This is a genomic window from Tepidisphaeraceae bacterium, assembly GCA_035998445.1.
Lineage (GTDB): Bacteria > Planctomycetota > Phycisphaerae > Tepidisphaerales > Tepidisphaeraceae > DASYHQ01.
Window position 1 is genome coordinate 196,393 of record DASYHQ010000033.1, and the last position, 26,022, is coordinate 222,414.

Consider the following 26,022-nt stretch of genomic DNA (forward strand, 5'->3'; position numbering starts at 1 on the left):
GATGTCAAATACCGCCGCCAACTGGATCATGCTGCTGGCGGCGACGGCGCTGTCGGTGGCGATCGTCGCGGTAGGGCTGGCGGTCTATTTCCTACTCATCCGATTAACGCCGTTGGGCGTGCGCGTGGGGCGGGTGCTGAGCGGCCTGTGGGCGGCTATCCAGATGAACGGGCGGCAGATGGGGGACAAACTTTCGCAGGGCGCGAAGGTCACCGAAGAATGGGCCGCCGAACAGCGGCGTTTGCGCGACGCCGAGCGTGAGCATGGCTTTCCCGTGCTGCCGGTCGCCAGTGAGGGAGAAGCACGCTGGTTCCGCGTGCGCGGCGTGGTGCGCGAGACCGAACAGGAAGTCGACGTGATGATCGATGCCCAGACCGCCGAGAACGCCTCGGCCAAGGCCACGATCCGCGGCATCCTGGTGACCGATGTGTCGGCCGTCGAACCGGTGGGGCAGTCGTGACGACGCCGACGCCAGAACCGCATCAAGAGCCGAATCTGCACCGGAACAATGCCGCCGAATGGGTGATGTTGGCCGCGATCATGCCGCTGCGGTGGCTGGTGCGGGCGGGGATGCGGCTAAGGAGAGTCTTCAGTCGACCGTGAGGCTTTCAGTAGCGACAATAGAGCGGCTTCATGTTGACGCAGAAGCTCAGCCTCCGATCGACTGCAGGCGTTGTTCGGCGCGGTTGATATAGGCCTCGTACTCGGCGCGATCCTCAGCGTACGGGTCGAACGGCGCCGACTTCACTTCGTTCATGATCTGCTGGTAGACCCGACGAAGCTCCGGCGCGGGAATCTCCTTCGTACGCTCGCGCGTCAGACCGGCGGGATAATGCTTGGCCGTCATCTGATCGTCGGCGTAGTAGCGCAGCAGGATCCGGTAGTTCTGGTCGGCGGCGTTACGGTAGTGGGTGGCGGCGACGGCGAGCAGGTCGGCCTTCTCCTGGCCCGTCTTCGACTGGGCAGCCAGGTAAGCTTCGTCGGCCAGCGACATCTCGCGCAGCGCGATCAGGCCGTCGATGTGCGACTCGTAAGTCGTCTCGCCGGTAGGGTACAGCCGCAGGTGGTCCTCGTACTCGGTGATCGAGTCACCGGCGACGCGGGCGGAGACGGCGTAGGCGTCGAGCGCCTCGGCGATCCGCGCCGCATCGGGCGTCGCGTTGGCCGGCAGCACGATCGATGGGGCTTCCATTTCAATTCGCTCGGTCGGCACCGGCAGCCCGTACGCCATCAGCTCGTTGCGACGGCCACGCTCGCCTTCCGACTCGGCCCACTGCTTCAGCGTAAGGCCTGGGCGGCTGTCGATCACGGTGTCGCTCAGCTGCGCGTGCTTCTGCTTCGACTCGCGCTGTAGCACTTGCGCCTGCTTGTAATAGTTGTACGCCAGCGCCATCGGTGGCACGCCGTAGGGAAAGGGCTGGTACTGCTTCAGGTACTGCAGTTCCGCGCCATCGTTAAACAATCCGGTGTGCCCAGCGCGTGGTTGGCGCGTCGGCGTGATGTAGGCGCTAAGCAGGTTTCCCTGTGCGTCCAGCAGCGTGTCGTGTTCCACCGGACGCCACGCCGGGTCGCTGCGATCCAGGCGTTGCTTCCGTTGATGTTCCGCGGTCTCGGCCCGCATGCGGCGGGTGTAATACTGCTTCTCGGCGGAGTTGCCGAGCTTGTCCGAGTAGACCTGCGCCACCGACGCGGTCAGGTTGATGTTGTCCGGCCGGCCGCGCAGCACGTCCTTGGCGTACTCCAGCGCATCCAGGATCGTGGTGTACTTGTTGGCCAGGCTCGCCATCTGCACGGAGATGTTGTAGGCCTTGTTCCACACCTGGAAGATGTGAACCGTGTCGAACTCCGGCTGAAGCAAACGGATCCACTCGACCTTCGTGTCGAAGTCTTCCAGGTTCTTGTCGGCCTTTTGCGACTCACTGGTCGACCAGAGGAACATGACCAGGGGCCCGCGGAGCCCACCGAGCAGCAGCGCCAGTGAGAAGCTGTTCATCGAGCCCAGCGACGACCGCGACGACCCCGACGCCGTCCCCGGCACCGCGGCCACGCTCAGGCGCTGCCGCATCGCCCAGTCGCGCGTGATGGCGGCGGCCAGGATCGCGACGATCATCACCATGATGATGCCGGCGCGCGCCCGGCTGGTGCGCGTGCGAACCAGATCGACGTCCGACGACGTGGAGGCGGATGATTTAAGCGGGGTCGTTGTCATGATGCTTGAGTTAGGGCGCGACTTCCTTGTTTCGGAAGATCACGTACGACAGGACGATCAGCGGCAACCCGAACAGCAGCAGCACCATCAGCCCATCGCCGATCGCGCCCAGCGGAATCCAGATGCCACGTTCGATGTCTTCGGTGACGGCGAAACGGCTGATGTCGGGCAGCACGCTGCTGAGCGCCTGCAGCGCCCGCGACAGCGATTCGACCGTGTTGCTGACCACCTGTGACTCGGCGGCGCCGGTCAGCTTCAGGTCGGTCACCACCTGCCGGCCGATGCCGGGCGTGAGGGCATCGCCCAACTGAAGCACGCCCCAGCGGCCGAGCAGGATCACCACGGTCAGCACGACCGCGATTGGCCACGACAGGAACGTGCTGCAGAAGACCGCGATCGCGACCACCAGGATCGCCAGCAGCCAGAGGATGAACAGGCTCTTGAACAGGTTCAGCGCGAAGCTGCGGTCGGCCTCCACCAGGGCAAGGTTCGTCTCGTTCAGCGAAATCCAGTGGCCGGGCGACGTGACCTTCAGCACCAGGTCGAAATTGCCGCCCGCCATCGCGCTGGCGGGCAGGTTGGCGTAGGCGGTGCGGCCATTTTCCGGGTGGATGACGACCGGGTCGCTCAGCGTGTTGCTCTTGCGATTGAACACCTGCAACTGCAGGTTGGTCATGCCTTCGTCGTTATCGTCGACGCCGGAGCGTTCGATGAACGACCGCACCTCGACGGGCACCTCACCGGTCTCGTCGACCTCTTGATTGCGGTAGCGATAAACGGCCACCGGCGCCACGTCGGCAACGTCGCCGCGAAGTTGTTGGCCGTGGTTGCCCATGCGGCCACGGAACGAGATCGGCAACGCATCGGGCGAGGCGGGAACGGACGGATATTCCAAGGCAAACAGCTTGTCGGGCGACGGGCTGGCGTATCCCAGTTGCGCCGCACCAACGCGCGTGCCGTACTCGTAACCGGGCACCGCGCCGCGCAGGCCGATGTGGAACCGCACCGGCGAGCCGTCGACCGACGTCTTGCGGATGGCTGCCAGGTTCGCAGGCGTCAGCTCGATGGCGACGGGCGACACCTCGTTGGGCGCGACCTCGATCGGTCGACCGCCGTTGATTTCGTTGGATGGAACGAGCGTAAAGAAGTCGCGATCCAGCACCTCAACGAACACCGCCGGTCGGCGGGCGTCCGGTGGCGCGTCGGGTTCCATGCCGGGCAGGTACGGAATGCGGACCGACTGCGTCGTCGGCGCCGTGGCGGGCATCGCCGAGGCGTCCTCGGTCGCGGTTTCACCCTTGGTCGGGCGCACCTCGACCAGCGCCACGAACCGCATCGGGGGCAATCCGTCCGCAGCCTCGACGGTGACGGGAAGGTCGTCGGCGGGCACCTCGAACGGAATCGCGATGCTCTGTTCGGACGCGCCGCTGGTGAACCGAACGCCGGTGTCCTCACCCGGTAGGCGCGAGTAGAAGTTCAGGTCCTGCGGGCGGTAGAACTCCTTGGCGTTCAGCAGGCCGGCCGACACGTAATGTTCGAGCGTTGGCCGCAGCGCCGGGTCGACTTCACCGGCCTCAAGGCGCTGGCTCACCTCACGCTGCATCGTCCACGATCGCAGGTGCAGGTAGCCGTACGTGAAGACGCCCATGATCAGCAGGATGGCCGCCGACACGCAGGCGAAACCGACGACTTTGCCCAGCACGATCTCGAGCCGCGTGGTCGGCTTGGTGACGATCGTGAAGATAACGCGGTTCTCGATTTCCTTCGGCAGGTTCGTGCAGGCCAGGATGATCGCGGTCAGCGTGACCAGCATGCCCGTGGCGAACAGGCAGAACTTGGTCGTCTGGCGAATGGCGTCCAGTTCGTCGACCGGCTTTTGGAATTGCGAGACGAGGATGACGCCGACGATGGCCAGCGGAGTGATCCACAGCACGCGGCGGCGGATTGCGTCGGTAAAGCTGACGCTGGAGACCGCCCAAATGCGCGCGGGTGACAGGCGGAGCAGATCCTTGAAGCCGAAGATCAGCAGGCCCACCACCACGATGCCCGCGGCGACGAGAAGCCCCACGTGACGAAAGAAAAAATCGGACGCGGCGAGAATGCTCGGTTCGCTCGACATGGGAATTAGCGTCTGGTCAATCGTGTCTATGGTCTACGGGGCCAAGTGGCGCACCTGCGCGTTGCTGTAAGTCGAAATCACCCTCACCTAACCTCTCCCGGCGCATGCGGGAGAGGAACCGGAGCGGCAACCGCCGACTCGAGCAACATTACGTGTCGCTGCTGGTGTACGAACCACCGGCAGCGGTCTTCTCGCGGACGATGCGCATGAACAGGTCTTCCAGCGTGGTCGTCGGGTGCGTGACCGTCGCCTCACCATGACCCATTCGGCGGATGAACTCCTGCACCTCGATGATCTGGCTCGGCGTCAGGCCGCTGGCCTCAATCTGCGTCACGTCCTTCACCTGCACGAGGTCCTTCACCTGCCCCAGCGTCTGCATCTTCCCGCGGAACAAAATCGTGATGCGGTCGCAGACGTCCTGCACGTCGGCCAGCAAGTGGCTGCACAGCAGCACCGTCTTGCCCTGTGCCTTCAGCGAAAGGATCAGGTCCTTCATCTCGCGCGTGCCGATCGGGTCGAGGCCCGTCGTCGGCTCGTCGAGCAAGATAAGGTCAGGGTTGTTAATAAGCGCCTGTGCCAGACCGATTCGGCGAGCCATGCCCTTGCTGTACTCGCGCAGCTTGCGCTTGCGAGCCTTGGCGTCCAAACCGACGGTGTCCAGCAGTGCCGGCACGCGCTTTTTGAGTTCACGGCGCGGGATTTTGAACAGCCGGCCGTAGAAGTGCAGCGTTTCCTCACCGTTCAGGAAGCGGTACAGGTACGACTCTTCGGGCAGGAAGCCGATGCGCTCGTTGATCTCCGTGCTGCCGGCCGAGTGACCCAGCACCGCGGCGCGGCCGCGCGACGGGAAGATCAGGCCCAGCAGCAGTTTAATGGTGGTGGACTTGCCCGAACCGTTGGGGCCCAGCAGGCCGAAGACTTCACCACGGTTGACGGTGAGGGACAGGTCGTCGAGCGCCCGCACCTTATCCCGGCCCCAGAAGTCCTTGTAGACCTTGGTCAGGTTGGCGGTGTAGATCGCCGACGCCGCGATGTCCGACTCCGAAACCGGGGTCGATGCGTTCACGCTTTCGGGAGCGGTTGCTGTGGTCATGCGAGAGGTCGTGGGAGACGTGGTCTACGCTCAGGCCGGGCTCCGCAGCCCGAGCCTCCAAGGGACGACATGCGCCGCCCGGGCGAAAGTCGCAGGCGAAGTGCATCGCGCACGACACCGGCGAGGCCCGAGGTCGAGCCGCGAGGAACAGGAGCGCAGAAGTGAACGGCAGCGCTCTATTCGATCGCGGATCAACGCGACGACGCGCCTCGTCTTAGCGGCCCATCGGCTTGGCGACGCGCGGCTTCGAACGAATGCGACGGCGACGCTTTTCGCTGGGCTTCTCGTAATAGGCGACGCGCTTGATGTCCTTCGTCAGGCCCTCTTTTTCACAGGCCTTCTTGAAACGACGAAGCATTTGCTCGGCGGTCTCACCGCCGCGGCTCTTGATCTTGATCATTCGGTACCTCTGGCAATCCTGCGCACCACTCGAACGGCCAAGGATGCGTCCCGATGGACGCCGGCTGAGTGGAAAAAATCGCCGACGGACTTTTGCCCCGTCGGCGGAAGGGTTAGTGTACCTTAGATCGTCTCGTACGCAATACCCAGAGCAACCCGCGCAAATGTCGCTGCAACAGACCATTACTATACGCGTGCGTTATCCGGAAGTTGACGGCATGGGCTACCTGCACCACAGCCGCTACCTCCAATATTTCGAGATGGGCCGGGTCGAGCTGCTGCGCCAGATGGGCGTCAGCTACGCCGACCTCGAGAAGACCGGCGTCTTCTTCGTCGTCGTCAAGGCCGCCCTTAACTATCGCGCCCCCGCCCGTTACGATGACGAGCTGCACCTAACCACCAAGCTCGTGAAGCAGACCCATGTGCGGTACGATCATGCCTACGAGGTTCGCCGGAGCGACACGTTGATCTGCGAGGGTACCACGACGATCGCCTGCGTCGACCGCGAGGGGCAACTTCAGGGCATTCCCGAGATCCTTACGGTCGCCAGGGTAGATTAAACCGCTTAAGTGCCGCTATAGTCAGGGGTTCATCCGCGGACCGATCCGCAGGATGAGCCAAATGTGTTCTGGAGGTGTGCCATCGCGACGATCGAGACCAAAGTGACGAAACCGAACAGCATGGACGCCGCCAGGCAGTTCGCCATTGAAGGTGCCCGCCTGGCCGCCAACACGCGCTGCGAGGACGTGGTCGTGCTGGACGTGAGCGCGATCTCCCCGATCACCGACTTCCTCATCCTCGGCACCGGCAGCAGTTCCCGGCAGATGCAGACCGTTTGTCAGGAGATCGAAGAACTGGGTGAGCCGCGCGGCTTCAAAGCGTTGAACCAGTCCGGCTTGGAAGGGGAAAGCTGGATGGTGCAGGACTTCTTCCAGGTCGTCGTCCACCTGTTCAACCGCGAGGCCCGCGGATACTACGATCTGGACGGCCTCTGGGGCGACGCCAAGAAGGTCGAGTGGCAGCAGCCGAAGAAGTAACGCACGCCGTTCATGCATCTGTTGTGGCGACGCCTGTGATCGCCCATTTGATTTGATCACTATCACATAGCGTGTCGCGCCATCCGTTGTCCTGGGTATCAACCAGGCTGACATTTTGAGCGATTCCTCTGGCGGCGGCATCGGTCCACATCGCACCTTCGCAAAGTGGCTCGTTTCCCTATGATCGGGCCATGTCTGGTTTTCTCGCATTCTCTTTCGCAGTATCCCGACGTTTGCTTCTGTTGCTCGCGGCGCTGCTCCTGCTTGCGGGCACCGGTTGCTCGCGCTTCGATGTGCTGAACGCGACCGTGCCGTCCTGGGGATACCGGCAAAACAACGGCATCTCGTACGGTCAGGCGGCCCGGCAGAAGTTGGACGTTTACCAGCCCGGCAGCCAAAAAAAGGGCGCGCCGATCGTCGTCTTCTTCTATGGCGGGGGTTGGCAGAACGGTCAGCGGACGGATTACCGCTTCGTGGCCGAGGCGTTCACGTCGTACGGGTACGTGACGGTCATTCCCGATTATCGCTTGTATCCGGAGGTGACGTTCCCGGCGTTCGTGGTCGACGGCGCGATGGCGCTGCGGTGGGTGCAGGAGAACGCCGCTCGGTTCGACGCCGACCCGAGCCGCATCTTTCTCGTCGGTCACTCGGCGGGCGCGCACATCGCGGCGTTGTTGATGTACGACGAGTCGTACCTGAACGACGTCGGCTTCGACCGCGCCGCGCTACGGGCGACCGCCGGCATCAGTGGGCCGTACGACTTTAAGGCGACCGGCTTTTACGAGCAGATCTTCCCGCAACAGGACGACCCCCAGACCCGGCGGGACTTCAACCCGATCTATTACGTCGACGGCTCCGAGCCGCCCATGCTGATGCTGCAGGGGACCGACGACAAGCTGGTCGAACAGGGAAACGCAATACGGCTGGCGAAGCGCGTGCGCGCCCAGGGCGGCCAGGCCCGGCACCTGCGGTTCCGCGGTGGCAACCATTCCGACACCGTGCTCTCGCTCGCCTGGAGCTTCCGCTGGCTGACCCCGTCGCTGCGGTACATCACGACCTTCTTCCGCGAGCACGATCCGGCGGTGGTGCAGGGGGCCCGTTAGGCGTGCTGTTGCAGCACACACGGCGAAATCCTAGTCTCGACGGCCTTCACGTTCCCTTGGTAGAGACTGGTGACCCTATCGGTGGCGAACAACTCGGTTATTCGCCACCGATACGCGTTTTGAGGAACCCGATTTATGGCCCGTCCGCTCGGCGTCTGGTCTGCGCTATCCCGGCATGATGCTGATGGGCTTGTACGGCAGGTTCATCGCGTTCAGCAGGATGCCAAGGCACAGCCAGAACCCCGCCGCCATGGCTTCGCCGACGATCAGGCCCAACGCCACCGGTTTGCCCGCGCTGTACATTCCTGCGCCACCGAAGCGCACCACCAGCGACTTCAGCGCCCAGCCGATCATAATGCTGAACCATAGGTGGGCACCGGGATAGGTGTTGATCATCAAGAAGCCTATCGGGTGCAGCGGCCAACCGGTGAAGCGGAGCCGCAGGAAGCTCAGGATGCCGGTGAAGATGAACCCGAAGGTCATGTGCGCCAGCGGGCTGTGGTTCATGTAATACTGCTGGCGGTCGTACTGCACGGTCGGCTCGACGATCATCCAGCGGGGGTTGTCGCGTGCGCCCCATTCGTTGATCGGGTCGATCGATGGCGTGCTGAGCGTGGCGGAGTAGGTGTATTCGACGATCAACAGCGACGCGAAGCTGATGACGTACCCCACAATCAACGCTAGCGCCAAACATGCCAGGAAGCGCCGGCCCTGGCCGGACTTTGGCGACGGGTCGATCGTTTGGTCGGCCATGCGCAGCGCGTGCAGGCCGTAGACGCTGGAGACCTCGCGGAAGTCGTAGTGCACGCTCTGAAGCATGGCAGCGTGGTAGTAGGTCTCCATCGAGACCGGCATCTTCACACCGTACGCCGCCAGCAGGCCGAACGGTTTATAAATCGGCACCTGAAGCTGACCGTGGACCAGACCCACCTCGGCGATGATGCGCGCGATCATCACGAACAGGAACAGCAGCAGCATCACCATCACGACCGCGCCACCGAGGCCCGCTCCGGCCAGCACGAGCCAGCCGATCATGATGACGACGCACGAGATCAACGCCCAGGCCGTCTTGCGGTACGACAGGTAGACGCCTTCGGGCTCGCCGTCGCGCTGGCCTCGAACCGCCTGCTTGGCGACCATCATCCAATGGTGCCGCCCGATCCATGCCGTCGCGACGGCGAACGCGATTAGGCCACCGAGGTGTTGGTCGCCTTGCCCCGGCGTGCTGGCGTCGCCGGCGAACGAACCGCGCATCATCTTGAAGACCTGGAACAGCAGGAAGAACGCCCACAGACTGAACGCGACCGATGACGACAGGAAATACGTAACTCCGACCACCGTGAAGAAGATGGCGGCGTCCTTCACCTTCTGATCCATGTACGCGAACGGCGGCTCAGTGAAAATTCGGGAAAAGTCGTAATAAGTCCAAATAGTAGGGAAGAATTCCGGAAAATACTTCGCCAAGCCGTTCCAGCCGTGCAGCAAGAAGACGCAGCCAAACGCGATCCAGAACCCGCGTGACCTGAAGGTCGAGTTCAGCCACTGCCCCCGGCGGGGCGTCTCGATCATCGCTAGCTGAATCTGGGCAAGCGGGAAGGGCAGCCGCTCGTTGTCGACCCATTGCCTGCGGACGATCAGCATCAGGCACATCACCGCGCCGTACATTGCCGCCAAGAAAATGCCCCACGTGATCGCAGGGCGAATCCATGCGGTCAGCGGGATCGGGCCCTCCTGAATCCAGCGGGCATGAAACCCCGTGACCACCGGATCGTTGCTCCACGTCCGACGGTCGTCGGACGAGAACTGCGGCCACAGCCAGTCGGGCAGGTTGAGGCTGAGAAAGATGCTGCGAAACTCCGAGTGCGACCGCGATTGCCACAACGGCCCCGTAAGCGACGACGGCAGATAGCGCATCAGCCCGCCACCCGGCAGGCAGCAGGCGATCAGCATCATCGACAGCGCGACGCACAACTCACCCGAGTGAAACGCCCATCTGGGTCGCCATCGCGAAAGCGGACCATTCACGCCGAGCACGAACAGGAACGTCAGCAGAACCACGCCCAGCGGCAGGTTGTTGCCCACCAGCAGCGTGTTGCGCATCGCGTAGTCGTTGTAGGCCGTCAGCCCACAGATCACGCTCGTGCCGGCCAACCCCAGCAAGACGCTTCGAAAATTGACCGCCGGCCGAACGACCGGTGGTGGGGAAATGGGTAGTTCCTGCACGCGGCGGATCGTACTGTCGGGGTTGGCGACGTGTCTATATGTGACGTGAGTGCGGGAGGCGGAAGGAAGCGGATGAACCGTAGAAACGCGGTTCAACGTTCTTCCGATCACCCCGACCGCTGGCACCGCGGGCAGAAGTGCGTCGATCGCCCGCCCAGCACGATGCGTTCGATCGTCGTTCGGCATCCCTGGCAGGCTTCGCCCGCGCGATCGTAGACGCGGTGCAGGCGCTGGAAGTCGCCCTTGTTGCCGTCGGCGTCGACGTAGTCGCGCAGGCTGCTGCCGCGGCTGCGAATGGCCCGGCGGAGGACGGTCTTGATGGCGCGGTTCAACTTCATCACCTGTGCCGGTGACACCTCGCACGCCGGCAGTAGCGGGTGAATGCCCGACGCGTGCAGCGCTTCGTCTACATAGATATTGCCAAGGCCCGCGATCAATCGCTGGTCGAGCAGCGCCACCTTGATCGCCCGCTTGGTCTTGCGCAACTGCACCGCCAGTTGCGCCGGCCGTAGGTCGAGCGGTTCGGGGCCCATCAGATCATCGCCCATCGCGGCGCCAAGCCACCACAGCCCACCGAACCGCCGTGGGTCGCGAAATCGGATGTCGAAGTTGGGAAGTTTGAATGCCACGTGCGTATGCTTCAGCAGTGGCGCGTCAGGCGGGTCGATCGTCAGTCGGCCCGTCATGCCCAGGTGAACGTAAAACCGCTCGGCCGTGGTCACCGTGAAGATGATTCGCTTGCCCCGGCGATCGATCGACTCAATACGTCGGCCGAGCAATTTCGACCGGAGGTCGACCTCAGGTGGGGTTATGACGTCTGCCCGGTGGATGAGCACGTCATTGATCGTCTGCCCGACCGCCCGTGGACGAAGCGTGGTGACGACGGTCTGGACTTCCGGCAGCTCGGGCATTTGCAACTTTCCTGTACGGGCGGCGTCTGTTTGTTGGTACTATACAGGGTAGGATCGGGGGCAACGCCAAGGTAAGCCCGTGCGATTCCTCGAGCGTGACCACCAACCGCGCCGCGCACGTTTATGAAGTCGTCCACCCGCTTGCGGGTTCGCTGTTCGATCGTCCCGGACAAGACGAGCGAGCCCGTTCGTTTGAAACCGTCCGATCAGGAACGCGACCGACCAACACGATCAGCCCATCCCCTTTTGGAGCCACAGCATGGAGTCGAAGCTCGGACTGGTTCAACCCGAACAAACGGACCTTGCCACCGACGAACTGGCCGCCATCGAAAAGCTGCAGCGTGGCTACCACGAGATGAAAGCCGAACTCGGCAAGGTGATCGTGGGGCAGGAAGCGGTCATCGAAGAACTGCTGATCGTCCTCTTCTGCCGTGGGCACGCGTTGCTCGTCGGTGTGCCCGGCTTGGCCAAGACGCTGTTGATCAGCACGCTCGCCAAGACGCTGGGCCTGTCGTTTAACCGCATTCAGTTCACGCCTGATTTAATGCCATCCGACATCACCGGCACCGAGGTGATCGAGGAGGACAAGACCACCGGCAGCCGCAGCATGCGCTTCGTGCGCGGGCCGGTCTTCGCCAACTGCATTTTGGCCGACGAGATCAACCGCACGCCCCCCAAGACGCAGGCCGCGCTGCTGGAGGCCATGCAGGAGCACCAGGTGACCGCAGGCGGCAAACTGCACCGCTTGCCGCAACCGTTCTTCGTGCTGGCGACGCAGAACCCGGTCGAGCAGGAGGGCACCTATCCACTGCCTGAAGCGCAGCTGGACCGGTTCATGTTCAACATCAACGTGGGCTACCCCACCGAAGAAGAAGAGTTCCAGATCGTCCGCCTGACCACCGCCGGCCGAAAGGTCGAGCTGAAGCACGTGCTGGGCGCCGACGAAGTGATGACGCTGCAGGAGATCGTGCGCAAGGTGCCGGTCGCCGACCACGTCATCCGGTATGCGTTGCAGTTCAGCCGCCTGACGCGCAAGAGCGAGGGCGGCGTGCCCGACTTCGTCAACGAGTACGTGACTTGGGGTGCCGGCCCGCGTGCATCGCAGAACCTGATCTTGGCCGGCAAGGCCCGGGCGCTGCTGAAGGGTCGCTATCACGTGAGCACGGAAGACATTCGCCAGGTCGCGCTGCCAGTGTTGCGGCATCGCATCGTCACCAACTTCAACGCCGAGGCCGAGGGCGTGAAGCCCGACGTGATCGTGCGAAAGCTCATCGACCACATCCCGCGGCAGCAGTATGAAGAGCTGGATGCGCAGGCGGCGAAGATGATGAAAGGGGCCGGGGTGGCGTGAACCGCGCACTCGACCGAATATGGCCAAATAAGCGATCTCGGCGCGCTGTTTTCATCGTGCTGGTCGTCGCATGTGTCGCTTACGTTGTAATTGTCGAACTGGCACGACGTTCTCGATATAGATCGGTCGACCAAGTGTGGGTTGAGAAGGTCAATAAAGCGCTGTCGCCCGGCACAACGAGGGGGTACGCGGAAGCGTGGCTGCGGCACAACAACATTGAATACTCGTGGGGTGAAACGGATCAGATCAACGGCATCGCACGTGTTGGAGCAGTCTATGGCTTGTCGAAGAAGGACATCGGAATCACATTGCAGTTCGACGAAGGTGGCCAGCGCGTCGAATCACTCAACGTGAAGCCGGTTTATACCGGTTTCTAACGGCGGGGCAGTGGTCAGTTCGAGATAAAGAATGAGCGAAGGCGCAACCGATTATCGCAAGTACCTCGACCCGCGAACGCTCGCGCGCGTGTCGGCGCTCGACCTGCGCGCTCGGCTCATCGTCGAAGGCTTAACCGCCGGCATGCATCGCTCGCCGTATCAGGGAATCTCGGTCGAGTTCGCGCAGCATCGGCCGTACGTGCAGGGGGACGACATTCGTTACCTCGACTGGAAGGTCTTCGGCCGCAACGACAAGTTTTACTTGAAGCAGTACATCGAGGAGACGAACCTCCACCTGATCCTGATCGTCGACGCCAGCGAGAGCATGGGCTACGGCACCGTGAAGACCGACGCCGGCGTCTGGACGAAGTACGACCACGCCACCGCCATCGCGGCTTCCATGGCGTACATGGCGATTCAACAGCAGGACTCAGTGGGGCTGGCGATCTTCGACCAGACGCTGAGCCGTTACTTCAAGCCCAGCAACTCGCCGGCCCAGTGGAAGACGGTCGTCAACGAACTGCAGCAGGTGCCGCGATGGAACAAGACCAGCACGGGCAAGATCCTTGATTCGCTCGCTGAGAAGCTGCACCACCGCAGTGTGATCGTCATCCTGTCCGACTTCTTCGACGACCTGGAAAGCATTAAGACCGGCCTGCGGCATCTGCGCTACAAGAAGCACGAGCTGATGCTCTTCCAGATCCTGGACCCGGCCGAGATCGAGTTCCCGTTTGAAGACGTGACCATGTTCCAAGGCATGGAAGAGGCCGGCCAACTGCTGACCGAACCGCGGGCGCTGCGCGAGAGCTATCTGGAACAGCTGCGCGAGTTTACGGATGGTTTGAAGAAGCTCTGCCGTGGGATGAACATCGACTTCACCCGCATGAACAGCAGCGAGTCGTTGGATGTGGCACTTAGCACGTTCTTGGCGAACCGTGCCGCGACGATGAAGTAGTTCAATGCAGAGGCGCAGAGAAAGGAACGCAGAGTGATGCAAAGAAGAAATGCGTTTGGCAGAAGCCTTCGTGCCCTTTCTGCGCCCTCTGCGTTCTTCCCTCTGCGCTGAATAGATTTGGTTGAATGGTTTTGATGAGCCATCTGCACATCCTCGCTGCCCCGTTCGTCACGCCGGCGTTTGCCGTCGCGGGGCTGGCGTTGGCGGCGATCCCGATCGTCATCCACCTGCTGAACCGTCGGCGGTTTAAGACCGTGCAGTGGGCGGCGATGGACTTCCTGCTGCGCGCGATGAAGAAGAACCGCCGGCGGTTGAAGTTCGAGCAGTGGCTGCTGCTGGCGACGCGGTGCGCGCTCTTCGCGCTGCTGGGCTTAGCCCTGGCCCGACCGACCGGTTGCGAAAACACGACGCTGTCGAAGATCGCGGCGCAGCGGGCGGGCGTTCACGTCATCGTAATTGATAACAGTGGTTCGACCGCATACGAATCGGGCCGCAGTGGGGCGTCCACCAACTTGGCCCGGGCCAAGCAACTGGCGAAAGAACAGATCGACCGTTTGGCCAGCGGCACCGAGGCCGTCGCGATTGTGACCGCTGCCCAACCTGCGACGCTGGCGCTAAAGTCGACGTTCGACCTGGAGGCCGCCCGCGGCACGATCGACCGCATCGAACAGACGTACGCCGCCACCGATCTCGCTGGGGCGTTGCAGCTGGTGATGGAGGTCGGTCGCTCGGAAGCAAGGCAGCCGGAGCGCAGCCTGCATTTGTTCACCGACTCGGCCCGCACCGCCTGGGAGGGCAACGCGGCCGAGGCGATCCAGCGCATCGGCCCCGACGCCGCCAAGGTCTTTGCGGTCGCGCACTACAACGTTGCCATTCCTAATCAGTCGAACGCGGCCGCGGTGGAACTAAGGCCCACCAGCAACCTCGTCTCCACGCAGTTTCCGATCGACTTCCTCGCCACGCTGCGCGAGTTTGGCCCGTCGCGCACGGTGCAGACGCAGTGGAAGCTGGACGATGCAGTTCTGCCCGGCGGCAGCACGATGTCGCTCGACCCTGCCACGCCACCGGTCACGCAGTCGCAGGCCCGCTTCGGTTCCGGTGGGCCGCACGTGCTGAGCGTTTCGGTCATTGGTGGCGATAAGCTGCGCGTCGACGACACCCGCTATCGGGTGGTCGACGTGCGATCGCAACTGAAGACGTTGATCGTCGAAGGGGAGCACGGCGTGGGCCTACTGGGTTCGTCCGGCACGTTCCTGTCGCTCGCGCTCTCCCCGCCGCGCCCCCAAGGCGAGCAGGGCAGCAGCTACGTGGCGACGGAGGTGATTGGCGAGCTGGAGTTCGGCAACAAGGTGCTGGAGGACTACTCGGCGGTCATCCTCGCGGGCGTCGGGCAAATCACCTCACAGGCGAGCGAGTCGCTGGCGAAGTACGTGTCGGGCGGTGGATCGCTGATCATCTTCATGGGCGAGGCCGTGTCGGCCGAGACGTACAACGGGACGCTGCTGCCGCGCCGGTTGATGCCTGGCGCACTCGTGAAGCGAATGAGCGCAAGCGGCGACCAACCCGCGTTTACGTTCGACTTTAGGCCACGCGGTGTCGTGCATCCCATGCTCTCGGCGTTTGCCAATCAGGAAAACTCCGGTTTGGATACAGCCCAGGTCTTCACCTACTGGCAGGCCGCCATCCCGGCAGACAGTGGCGTGGAGCGCGTGCTGGACTACCTGCCGCCCGAGGGCGCGCCGGGCGACGCAGCGAGAGATCCCGGCATCACCGTGCACTCGCTAGGCGCTGGCCGCGTCGTGTTCTTCTCCACCAGCGCCAACAGTGAATGGACGACCCTGCCCGCCAAGCCGGCGTACGTGGCAATGATGCACGAGCTGATCAGCGGCAGCGTCAGCAGTGGCGACGAGTGGCGAAATCGCATCGTTGGCCAACCGCTCGTGCTGCCCGCCAACCTGCGCCTGACGGCCGCCCCCACGCTGACCGATTCCACCGGAACGCCGATCGCCTTTGTCCCCGGCGCGCCCTCGCCCACCACCGCGCCACTGCCGCGCCCGGGCATCTACTCGCTGAACACTGGCAACACCGTGATGCCCGTTGCCGTCAACATGCCGGCCGAGGAATCCGACATGCGCACCGTCGACGGCGGCGTGATCAAGACCGCGCTCGGTGACCAGAACGTCAGCATCTACGACGACGCGCTCGCGCCGCTCTCCACCGCCGCCGCGACCGGTAACGACTTCGGCTGGACGGTGATGTTCATCGTCCTGGCGCTCATCGGCTTCGAAAGCTTCATGGCCATGCGATTTGGCCATCAACGGAGGATGGTCGGACAATAAGGTCACGGCCGCTTGATCAAACATGACCCGCCTGCTCGAAATTCTCCTCGGCCTCGACCCCGGCTTCCTCGGTCGCCAGGGGAGCCTGCGCCTGCAGTTCAACCCGCGCTGGCCGCTACAGGATGTGTTGGGGGCGTCACTGTGGAACGTCGTGCTGATCGCGTTGGCCGCGGCGCTGGTGGTGTACGTGTATCGGCGCGAAGGGCGATCGCAGCGGGTCCGCGTGACGCTGGGCATCGTTCGTGGCTGCGTGCTGCTGCTGGCAATCGCGATGCTGAACCGGCCGGTGCTGACGCTCGTGCAGACGCGCGTCGAACCGTCCGTGCTGGCGGTGTTAGTCGACGACAGCCTCAGCATGAAGATCACCGATGCCGGCGGCGACACCAGTTCCCCCACCAGCCGCCTGGCGGCGGTGGTCAGCTTGCTGAGCACGGGCGACCGCCCCCTGATTAGCTCGCTTGCGGAAAAACATGACCTGCGATTATATCGTTTCTCCAGAACTGCAGAACCCATCACTGAACTGTCGGCCGGCACGGTATCTGGCAAACGCGATCTGGAATCGCTGGACACGTCAACCGCGACCGCCGCGCTTCAGTCGCTGCAACCGCAGGGCCAGAACACCGCCCTCACGTCCGCCGTGTCCGCGGTGCTGCAGGACCTGCAGGGCCAGCGCATCGCCGGTGTCGTGCTGCTGACCGATGGCCGCGAGAACCCCGCCCAACCACCGGCCGCCATGGCGGCGCTGAAGGCGTTCGGCGTGAAGGTGTACCCGGTCGCGGTGGGGTCGGACGACGCGCCGGTGAACGTGCAAGTGCAATCCGTATCCGTTCAGGATGTGGCGTTCAAGGGCGACTTCGTTAACGTGCGCGCGACGGTGGTCGCATCCGGTGGCACCGGCGAGCGCCAGGTGACCGTTGCCCTGCGCGACCGTAAGACCGGCCAGCCGATCATCAACGCCGAGGGCGGCAACGTCGAGCAGATCGCCGTGCTGCAGCCCGGCCAGCCGCAGGAACTGGAACTGCAGTTCAAGCCCGAGGTCGTCGGCCCGCTGGACCTGGAAATCGTCGCCATCCCCACGCCCGGCGAGGTGGACGACGTCGACAACGTGCGCTTCGCGCAGCTATCGGTGCTGGACGCCAAGATCGCGCTTCTCTACGTCGACGGCTACCCGCGGTGGGAATACCGCTACATCAAGAACGAGATGATGCGCGACGCCACCGTCGAGATCTCGTGCCTGCTGACCAGCGCCGATCCCAACTTCGCCCAAGAGGGCGACCGCCCGATCACGCGCTTCCCGGAGACGATCGAAGAGCTGATGGAGTACGATGTCGTGCTGTTCGGCGACGTCGATTCGCGGCAGTTCACCGATGCGCAGTTGGCGCTGGTGTCAGAGTTCGTCAGCCGCAAGGGCGGGGGCTTTGGCATGGTGGCCGGGCCGCGGATGGCGCCGCAATCGTTCCGCAACACGCCGATCGAAGCGCTGCTGCCGGTCAACATCGCGCGCGTGCAGACCGAGGTCGGCGGACCGATCGCCGAGGGGTTCCGGCCGTCGCTCACGCGCGACGGGGAGCAGTCGGGCATTTACCGCTTCTTCACCGACAAAGAGCGCAACGAGCAGTTCCTGCGCGACGAGTGGCAACCGGTCTACTGGTACAGCCGTGGCATCACCGCCAAGCCGGGCGTGGGCGAGGTGTACGCCGAGCATCCGGTGGATACCGGGCCCGACGGTCGCAAGACGCCGGTCATGGTGCTCGGCCGGTACGGCGCGGGCCGCACGATGTTCAGCGCGATCGACGACTCGTGGCGGTGGCGTTATTACACCGGCGAGAGCGTCTTCGACACCTACTGGATCCAGCAGGTGCGCTACCTCGCCCGCGGCCGTAAGCTGGGCCAGCGCCGGCTGACATTCGCGACGCTGCAACCCACCTACGACCTCGGCGAACAAGTACGGCTGAGCCTGCGGGTGCTCGATCCAACGCTGCCCGCGCAACTGCCCGATCAGATCCGCGTCGACATCACCGATAGCGACGGCCGCCCCGTGCGCCAGGAGACGATGATCCGTCAGCCCGGCCAGTCCGATGCCTACACCGCCTCGTTCACCGCCGACCGCATGGGTGCCTTCACCGCTCGCGTGGCCCCGGTTGTCGGCGGGGTGGATGCGATGACGGTGCCACTGGAGATCATCACGCCGCGCCTGGAACTGGCCGAGCCGCAGGTCGACCGTGCCGCACTGTCGCGTCTGGCATCGGAGACGATGGGCGAGTCGGTCGATTTCACCGCCGCTCAGGAAAAGCTGCCGCAGATCATCCCCAGCGCGGCTAAGATCATTCCGGTGCGGTCCGGTGCGCCCCTGTGGGACGCGCCGCTGGCGCTGGCGCTGTTCGTCGGGCTGATCACGCTCGAGTGGGTGCTGAGAAAGTTGAACGGGATGGTTTAGAAGAGGAGTGGGCAGTGGAGAGTGGGCAGTCGGCAGTAAGAACCGCTTTCTTACTGCCCACCGCCCACTGACTACCGCCCACTGATTGCATTATGACCCCAACACCGCTCATCGAATCGCTGCAATCGTTTCGGCGTCGCGTGCGCATGCTGACGCTCGTGACGGGCGTCGGCTACGCACTGGCAGCGGCGATCGGGATGGTGCTGGCGGTGGTGCTGGTCGATTACCTGCTGAACCTGCAGGCCGTGCTGCGCATCGCGGTGATGGTCGCGGTGGCGGTGGGCATTGGTGGGATCCTGGCGCGTTACGTCGTGCGGCCACTGGTGGGCAAGCTGCCGCTCACCGACATTGCCGGACGGCTCGAAGAGGCGTTTCCGCAGTTCGACGACCGCGTACGCAGCACCGTGAACTTCATGGCCGGTGGCGAGGTGCATGGCTCGGGGGTTATGAAGCAGCACGTGATCGACCAGGCGACCTCGCTCGTGCAGTCGGTCGACCTGAATCGAGCGATCGCGACTAAGCCCGTGAAGCAGGCCAGCGGCCTGGCCGCCGGCGCGGTGGCGCTGCTCGTGCTGCTGGCGCTGCTCTGGCCGAGCTACCTGAAGATCGGATTGATGCGCCTCGTCGCGCCGTTCTCGAGCACGGCGTGGCCGAAGTGGGTGCAGATCGACATGATTGAAGCGCCCCCGGCGCGCGTGCCGGTCGGTCAACCGATCCCCATCAAACTGAAGCTGTCGCGCGGCGACCGGGCGAGCCGGGACGTGTCGGTTCACTATCGCAACTACACCGGCACCGGCGCGTTGATGGTCGCCGACGGCCCGGAGCGCGAAGAGTTCATGACACGCAACGAGGACGGCACCTATTCCGCCGCCCTCGACGCCAAGCTTGCCCAGGCCGCCGCTGCGGGCACGCTCGTGGCGTGGGTGGAAGCGGGGGACGACCGGGTCGATCTAACGCCGATCGTCGTCGTGCCGCGGTTGGCGATCGAGCGCGTCGAGGCCGCCATCACGCCACCGCCGTACGCGAAGCTCCCACCCACCACGGTGAACCTCGCCGACATGCCCGCGGTCGTCGCGGCGGGCTCGACGGTGCAGCTGTCAGTCGCCTTCAACAAGCCGCTCGCGTCGGCCGACGTCGCGATCGAACCGCTCGCGACCGATGTGAAGCTGCCGGAAATAACCTGGGCGCGGGCCGGTGGAAGCAGTGGCGAGACCGCGAGCATCGGCACGTTCAGCCCGACCGAATCGCTGCGCTTCCACCTGCGCGCCACCGACGCCGACGGCTTCCAGAACCCGGCCATCGAAGAGTACGAGATCATCGTGCGACCCGACCAGTCGCCCACCGTGCAGATCGAGGAACCCCGCCGCAACGAGGAACGCACCGCCGTCGCGCTCGTGTCGCTGCGGGCGATTGCCGAGGACGACTTTGCCATAAGCGATGCGACGCTGTGGGTTGAGCGGTTGTCGGATCGCGTGAAGTGGGAGTTGCCCCTGGTGAAGGACGAGGCGGCGACCGGAAACGCGATGCTGTCGCCGGGCGACTCCAGCCCTGATCGCCGGCGGTATCGCATTGCCTACGCGTGGGAGCTGTCGGAATTGGCCGACGCCAACCTGCAGAGCGGCGACGTGCTCGAGTACTGCATCGGCGTCACCGATAACTACGCGCTGCACGGCGCCACGCACCCACCGGCCTACAGCGGCAAGCTGCGCATCACGATCATCAGTCAGGAGGAGTTCGCCGCCCGCATCGGTGACGAGCTTCGCGCCGCGGCCGCTGCGGTGAACGAGGCGCGCAACGCGCAGACGCGCACGAACGTAGAGACGGCCAACATCGCCGACGAGACGAAGGACAAGCCCAAGCTCGACGACGCCGACCGCACCGCGATCGAGCGCCTAGCCAACCAGCAATCGTCGGCCGCCGCCACCGTGCGGCAAGTGGCGTCGCGGCTGGAGAACGTGCTGGAGCGCCTGGATGAAAATCGCTCGCCCAACAACGACCTCCGCGAGACGGCCAAGGATGCGCGCGACCTGCTGAACCGCACCGCCGAGGGCCCGATGAAGGATGCCGGCCGGCAACTGGCAACCGCCAAGGATCGCCAGCAGAACGAGGCGGACCCGCAGAAGTCGACCGAAGAGCGCAACGCTGATTTGAAGGACGCCCAGAACAAGCAGGAGACGGCCGCCGACGATTTGCAGAAGGCGATGGAGCGTCTCGGCAACACCGGCAGCCTGTCGCAGACCATTCAGCAGTTCCGCTCGCTGCTGGCCGATCAGCAGCGCGTCTCGAAGGATACGAAGGATTTTGCGAACGAGAACCGCGGCAAGAGCAACCTGACGCCCGAGGAGCAGAAGGAGCTGGAGAAGCTCGTCGCCGACCAGAAGAAGCTCGCCGATTTAACCGAGAAGGCGATCGAGGACGCCAACCGCGCCGCCGAGCAGTTGCAGAAGACCGATCCCGCGACCGCCGAGTCGCTGAAGCAGGCGGCCAGCACGGCCAAGCAGCAGCAGGTGTCACCGAGCCAGCAGCAGGCATCTTCATCGATGAAGCAGAACCAGCAGACCCCCGCGCAGGCTGCGCAGAAAAAGGCGGAGCTAGGGCTGGAGATGGTCATCAACGCGCTGCGCGACGCCGAGAAGCGCAAGCTGGAAGAGCTGGCCAAGAAGCTGGCCGAGATGCAGCAGCAACTTGCGATGCTGGTGAAACGGCAGGCCGGTCACAACATCGACAACCTGCGCCTGCAGGGGCCCGATGTGCTGGAGAAGACCAATGCCGACGTGCTGACCGATTTGGCTGAGAAGGCCGGCCGGATGGTTTCGGAGATCAAGGAAGGCAAGGAGCCTGCCGTCACGCTTGGGCAACTGTCGGCATCGCAGCAGCAGACCGAGCGCAACACGCGCGATCTGTCACGCACGGCTGAAGACACGCAGGACGGCGCCCAACTCGCCGCCGCCCTTACGCGGGCGGCCGGTCGCATGGAACGCGCGCTGGTGAGCCTGCGGGCCAGCAAGCTGCCCGAGGCGTACGACCCGCCGCAGGTGGAAGCGCTGGCGGCGCTGGTGGATGCGAAGCGCGTTTTGGACGAGCAGCAGCGCAAGGCGGAGGAGAAGATTGAGCAACAGCAGAACGAGGCCATCCGCGCCCGCTACGAGAAGATTAAGGTCGAGCAGGAAAAGCTGAACGCCGACACGAACCGCATGGATCTGGCCCGCGATAAGGCCGGCAAACTCGTCCGTCCGCACTCGGTCAACATCCTCAAAATGCCCGGCGAGCAGGGCAAGCTGGCCGACGCGACCAAGGCGATCGAAGAAGACCTCAGCGGCGCCGGCGCGATCGTCTACGTGTGGGCCAACAAGGACATCGTCGAGGCGATGAACACCGTGAAGGACGCGCTCGGCGAGCAGCGCACCGACGCGGAGGTGCAGATCGAACAGCAGCGGATCGTCGAGCAACTCGACGCGATGATCCGCAACCTCTCCATCAAGCCGCCGGAGCGCAAGTTCGACCAGAAGCAGGGCGCCGGTGGGGGTGGCGGTGGCCAAGGGGCCGCGCGGTTGCCAAGCGAGGCCGAGCTACGGCTGCTGAAGGACCTGCAGTCGGCCGTCAACAACGCGACGAAGAAGCTGGCGGCGTTGGTCGAGAAACAGGAACAGAAGCTGCAAGGCCTTGGCGGTCGCCAGGGTGAGTTGCGCGGCGTGCTGGGAGAGCTGATCGAGAATGCCAGCAAGGGCCAGATGACGATCGGCGACGAGCCCGACAACCGCGATCAGCTGCCCGAAGAGGCGAACGCTGAAAATATTGAAGATCAGGAACTCGAACAGGAACTGCTGAACGACGAGCCCGACACGCAGGAACTGCAGAAGGGCGTGAACCGCGTCGGCGACCGCATGGCACGCTCGCGGCAACGGCTGGCGATCAACCACGACCCGGGCAAGGTCACGCAGGAAATCCAGAAACGCATCCTGCTCGACATCGACGAGCTGATCCAGGAGGCGCGCAACCAGCAGGCGCAGTCGCAACCCAGCCCCGGCCAAGGGCAGGGACAGGGCCAGCAGATGGCCGAGGCCAAGCCGGGCGAGGGGCAGGGTGGCAAGCCGCAACCGGCGCAAGGGCGACCCGCCGGTGCTGAGGCGGCACAGGAGTCGAACCGTGGGCAGGGTGTTGATCCGTCGGCGGAACCGTCGGCCGACATCAAGGAGACGATGGCCGAGTGGGGCCGCATTACGCCGCGCCTGCGCGCTGCAGTGGTGGAGGGGCAGGGCGAGCAACCAATCGAGAAGTACAAGGCGCTGGTCGACGACTACTATCGTGCATTGGCCGAGCGGCGGGATTGAGCGGATCGCCGACCTGCCCGAATGGAAGTGACAAATGAATGATGTAACGCAAGACTCGACCCTTAGCCCGTGGGGCAGCGCAGTCCGGTTCCCTCTCCCGGTACCCCGGGAGAGGGCTAGGGTGAGGGTGCTTCGATCTAACGAAAACCGCCAGCAGCACGGAATCACCCTCACCCAACCTCTCCCAACGTTCCGGGAGAGGAGCAAGACGCGATCCCTCGCCTGCGCGCTGCTCGCCGGTTGCGTCACCGTCGCAAGCGTCGCTGTTCCCACCCGCGCCGCCGACGGCATCGCGGATCGACCCAATCAGGTGATCGGCACCGAGATCAACGATCGCCAGCGGCAGGCGGTCGACCGTGGCCTTGCCTGGCTGGCGGCCAGTCAAGGTGCGGACGGCAGCTACGGCTCCGGCGGTGGATTCCAGAAACACGCGGGCATCACGGCGCTGGCGGCGCTGGCGTTCATGCAGGCGGGCAACCTGCCCGATCGCGGCAAGTACGGGCAGAACGTGAAGCGCGCGCTCGACTTCGTGCTGGCGTCGTGCCAGCCGTCGGGCCTGATCGCGTCGGACACCACCAATGGCCCGATGTACGGCCACGGGTTTGCCACGCTGTTTCTCGGCGAAGTGTACGGCATGACGCATGACGAGTCGGTTAAGGAACCGCTGCAGCGGGCCGTGCGTCTGATCCAGAACTCGCAGAACCCCGAGGGCGGCTGGCGGTATCAACCGGTGCCGGTGGATGCCGACATTTCCGTCACCATCTGCCAGGTGATGGCGCTGCGGGCGGCGCGCGACGCGGGGCTAAAGGTCGAGAAGGCGGTGATCGACAAGTCGATCCAGTACGTGCGCAGTTGCCAGAACGCCGACGGCGGCTTCAGCTACGTCGCCAACCGCGGTGGGGGTGGGGGCAGTGGCTTCGCGCGGTCCGCTGCGGGCGTGGCGGCGCTGTACTACGCGGGCGTGTTCGAAGGGGACGAACTCGATCGCGGCCTGCGTTACTTGATGCAGTTCATCCCCGCGGCCGGCAATGCGAAGGGCGCCAGTTCCGACACGGAAGGGCACTACTTCTACGGCAACTACTACGCCGTTCAGGCGGCGTTCCTGGCGGGGGGGGAATACTGGGCCAAGTACTACCCGGCCATGCGTGATCAGCTCATCTCGCGTCAGCAACGCACCGGCAGCTGGCAAGACCCGGTCAACGACGATTACGCCACCGCCATGGCGCTGATTATCCTGCAGATGCCCAACCGCTATTTACCCGTCTACAGCGGCAAGGGACCGGGCGGGTGATTTGAAGTGGAAGTGCGAAGGTGGAAGGCGGAAGGGAACCGATGCGGAAGTCTGTTCAAGCGGCTGGCAAATCAAGCACCCGTCATCCTGAGGTACTCCGAAGGATCTCTCCCCGTATCACATCACGAAGAGATCCTTCGGAGTACCTCAGGATGACGAGACTCTCAATCTTGAAAGCTTGGTGCTTTGGCGCGACGCTCGTAACGCTCACGGCAACGGCATCGGTCGCCCTGGCCGATGGGCCGTGGACGATGACCGATGCCGACTTGCAGCGGGTGTCGATCCTGTCGGACATGGACATCAAGGACGGCAACGTCATGGGGCAAACCGCCAGTGGTGTGGCGACCGTGCCGCTGGCGCGAGTGGTGTCGCTTTCGAGCGGGAAGACAGCCGCTGTGCCCCAGGGACTGTTCGTCCTGCACATGGCCGACGGCCAGCAGATCGTCGGCAGCCCCGCGGGCAGCACGGCGGAATCGGTGATCTGGACGAACGAAAAGCTCGGTGATCGAACGGTGCCGCTGTCGTCGGTCGTGCAGGTCAGCCGATCGCTGACGCCACCGGCTCCCGCCGAGCTGTTGGAAGACGCCGCCAAGCTGGCCAACGGCGACACGGTGCGCGGCGTCGTCTCCACTTTAGACAACGAGAACGTCACCTTCACCGTCGGCGATGCCGAGGTACCCGTCGCGCTGGCGAACCTCACGTCGATCCGCTTCGCATCGACCGGTGAACCCGCGCCGGCCACCGCTGCTGCGTTTGCGGTTACGCTGGCCGATGGGTCGACCGTGTTCGCCGATGCCGTGACGAAGGATGGCGACGACTGGACGGTTCGGCTGGACGGCGGCGAGGTCGCGGTGCCCGCCGATGGCATCGTACGGGTCGATCACCTGAACGGGCCGGCGCGGTGGTTGTCGTCGCTTCCGGCGCAGGTGCAGTACACGCCGTACCTCGGCGAGTCGTTCCCACCCAAGGTCGACCGTTCGGCTGACGGCGGCGCGATTCGCGCGGAGGGGCGCACGTACGACCGCGGCATCGGCATGCACGCCCGCACGCGAATGACGTTCGCATTGGACGGGACTTTCCCCACCTTCCGCACACGCTACGCCGCAGAGCCGGGGCTGGCACTGACGGACGCCGTCGTCCGCGTGTTGGTCGACGACAAGGTCGCCCACGAATCTCGCGTGCGCGGCGGACAGGTTTCGCAACCGGTCGAACTGGACGTGAGCGCCGCAAAGACGCTCACGCTGGAGGTCGACTTCGGCGCCGGCCTGCACACGCAGGACCGCGTCAACTGGATCGAACCCGCGCTGTTGAAGTCGCGCCCTGAGCCTGCGACGACGCAACCTTAGTAGATCGTCATGACGCACCGGCGATCTCGTCTTCTGTAGGACAGGCATTCCTGCCTGTCTCTCCCCCCGTCTTCCTCTCCCCCCGTATTTGGTCTTCTGTGGCACAGGCATTCTTGCCCGTGTCTCTTCGACTGCGCTTGAACCTGCCGCTAAAGCGCCAAGTCCGGTGGTGGTGGGGGAGCGCTGCGCCGCTCGGAGGGCGCATAAGAAGACCCGCGTTCGCCGGAACACGGGTCTTCTTGGGTGGCTGAGCGTCGATCAATCCGATCGGCCCAGCCAGTCATCTTATCGGCACTAGGACTGCAAACCGTTGAATCTGAAGTTGCGGTTGCTCAGGGGTGGCAGGGTTCATACACTTAACGACAGTTCGCTAGGGGTGCCCCGACCCAGAACGTGGGGCTGAGAAATACCCTCGGAACCTGATCCGGCTGAAGACCGGCGTAGGGAACGCGAACGGCCCGCCCGCCCGTCACTGCGCGCGTTCCGTTGCGGCAGTCCCCA

The 26,022-nt window shown here is 64.2% G+C and carries 18 protein-coding genes and 1 riboswitch; of the genes, 12 read left to right on the plus strand and 6 right to left on the minus strand.

Translation table 11 applies throughout. The features are described from left to right. Position 1: 1 nt before the first annotated feature. The gene (locus tag VGN72_14300) at positions 2–460 is read left to right on the plus strand and encodes a hypothetical protein (GenBank protein ID HEV7300533.1); all 459 of its coding nucleotides are present in this window, start codon (positions 2–4) and stop codon (positions 458–460) included. A 189-nt stretch (positions 461–649) separates the two neighbouring features. On the opposite strand, the gene VGN72_14305 is transcribed toward VGN72_14300, so the two are convergent. From VGN72_14305 to rpsU, 4 genes are all read right to left on the minus strand, one after another. Further along, positions 650–2,209 (minus strand): hypothetical protein, encoded by a 1,560-nt coding sequence (locus tag VGN72_14305; protein HEV7300534.1) that lies wholly within the window; start codon positions 2,207–2,209, stop codon positions 650–652. Between the two features lie 10 nt (positions 2,210–2,219). Further along, positions 2,220–4,328, minus strand: a complete 2,109-nt coding sequence (locus VGN72_14310; GenBank protein HEV7300535.1) for an ABC transporter permease subunit — start codon at positions 4,326–4,328, stop codon at positions 2,220–2,222. A gap of 148 nt (positions 4,329–4,476) precedes the next feature. Further along, the gene (locus tag VGN72_14315) at positions 4,477–5,421 is read right to left on the minus strand and encodes an ABC transporter ATP-binding protein (protein ID HEV7300536.1); all 945 of its coding nucleotides are present in this window, start codon (positions 5,419–5,421) and stop codon (positions 4,477–4,479) included. Between the two features lie 214 nt (positions 5,422–5,635). Continuing rightward, positions 5,636–5,821 carry a 30S ribosomal protein S21 gene (gene rpsU / locus VGN72_14320; protein HEV7300537.1) on the minus strand — a complete coding sequence of 62 codons (186 nt, stop codon included), beginning with the start codon at positions 5,819–5,821 and terminating at the stop codon, positions 5,636–5,638. A 163-nt stretch (positions 5,822–5,984) separates the two neighbouring features. Between rpsU and VGN72_14325 the strand changes: the two genes are divergently transcribed. The 3 genes from VGN72_14325 to VGN72_14335 all read left to right on the plus strand — a co-directional run bounded on the left by VGN72_14325 (position 5,985) and on the right by VGN72_14335 (position 7,960). Then, a complete protein-coding gene (locus VGN72_14325; GenBank protein ID HEV7300538.1) occupies positions 5,985–6,380 on the plus strand; it encodes a thioesterase family protein in 396 nt (131 codons plus the stop codon). 102 nt (positions 6,381–6,482) lie between these two features. Then, a complete protein-coding gene (gene rsfS, locus VGN72_14330; GenBank protein HEV7300539.1) occupies positions 6,483–6,857 on the plus strand; it encodes a ribosome silencing factor in 375 nt (124 codons plus the stop codon). Between the two features lie 233 nt (positions 6,858–7,090). Continuing rightward, entirely contained in the window at positions 7,091–7,960 is an 870-nt protein-coding gene (locus VGN72_14335; GenBank protein HEV7300540.1) for an alpha/beta hydrolase, read from the plus strand. A 165-nt stretch (positions 7,961–8,125) separates the two neighbouring features. Here VGN72_14335 and VGN72_14340 read toward each other — a convergent pair whose 3' ends face one another. Then, complete coding sequence (locus VGN72_14340) at positions 8,126–10,183, minus strand: DUF6785 family protein (protein ID HEV7300541.1); 2,058 nt, start codon at positions 10,181–10,183, stop codon at positions 8,126–8,128. Between the two features lie 107 nt (positions 10,184–10,290). Beyond that, positions 10,291–11,094: a bifunctional DNA-formamidopyrimidine glycosylase/DNA-(apurinic or apyrimidinic site) lyase gene (gene mutM / locus VGN72_14345; GenBank protein HEV7300542.1), complete on the minus strand. Its 804-nt coding sequence runs from the start codon at positions 11,092–11,094 to the stop codon at positions 10,291–10,293. Between the two features lie 259 nt (positions 11,095–11,353). On the opposite strand from mutM, the gene VGN72_14350 reads away from it, so the two are divergent. From VGN72_14350 to VGN72_14385, 8 genes are all read left to right on the plus strand, one after another. After that, a complete protein-coding gene (locus VGN72_14350) occupies positions 11,354–12,445 on the plus strand; it encodes a MoxR family ATPase (protein HEV7300543.1) in 1,092 nt (363 codons plus the stop codon). Further along, positions 12,442–12,822, plus strand: a complete 381-nt coding sequence (locus VGN72_14355) for a hypothetical protein (GenBank protein ID HEV7300544.1) — start codon at positions 12,442–12,444, stop codon at positions 12,820–12,822. The genes VGN72_14350 and VGN72_14355 overlap by 4 nt, the downstream gene beginning before the upstream one ends. 31 nt (positions 12,823–12,853) lie before the next feature. After that, a complete protein-coding gene (locus VGN72_14360; protein ID HEV7300545.1) occupies positions 12,854–13,777 on the plus strand; it encodes a DUF58 domain-containing protein in 924 nt (307 codons plus the stop codon). 134 nt (positions 13,778–13,911) lie between these two features. Then, positions 13,912–16,116 carry a BatA domain-containing protein gene (locus VGN72_14365; protein HEV7300546.1) on the plus strand — a complete coding sequence of 735 codons (2,205 nt, stop codon included), beginning with the start codon at positions 13,912–13,914 and terminating at the stop codon, positions 16,114–16,116. Positions 16,117–16,138: 22 nt separating this feature from the next. After that, a complete protein-coding gene (locus VGN72_14370; protein ID HEV7300547.1) occupies positions 16,139–18,553 on the plus strand; it encodes a VWA domain-containing protein in 2,415 nt (804 codons plus the stop codon). 92 nt (positions 18,554–18,645) lie between these two features. After that, on the plus strand, positions 18,646–22,884 hold the full coding sequence (locus tag VGN72_14375) for a hypothetical protein (protein HEV7300548.1): 4,239 nt from the start codon (positions 18,646–18,648) through the stop codon (positions 22,882–22,884). 127 nt (positions 22,885–23,011) lie between these two features. Then, positions 23,012–24,175, plus strand: coding sequence for a prenyltransferase/squalene oxidase repeat-containing protein (locus VGN72_14380; GenBank protein ID HEV7300549.1), 1,164 nt, complete (start codon positions 23,012–23,014; stop codon positions 24,173–24,175). 152 nt (positions 24,176–24,327) lie between these two features. Further along, positions 24,328–25,521 carry an NPCBM/NEW2 domain-containing protein gene (locus VGN72_14385; protein HEV7300550.1) on the plus strand — a complete coding sequence of 398 codons (1,194 nt, stop codon included), beginning with the start codon at positions 24,328–24,330 and terminating at the stop codon, positions 25,519–25,521. Positions 25,522–25,883: 362 nt separating this feature from the next. After that, positions 25,884–25,986, plus strand: a riboswitch (TPP riboswitch). Positions 25,987–26,022: the final 36 nt, after the last annotated feature.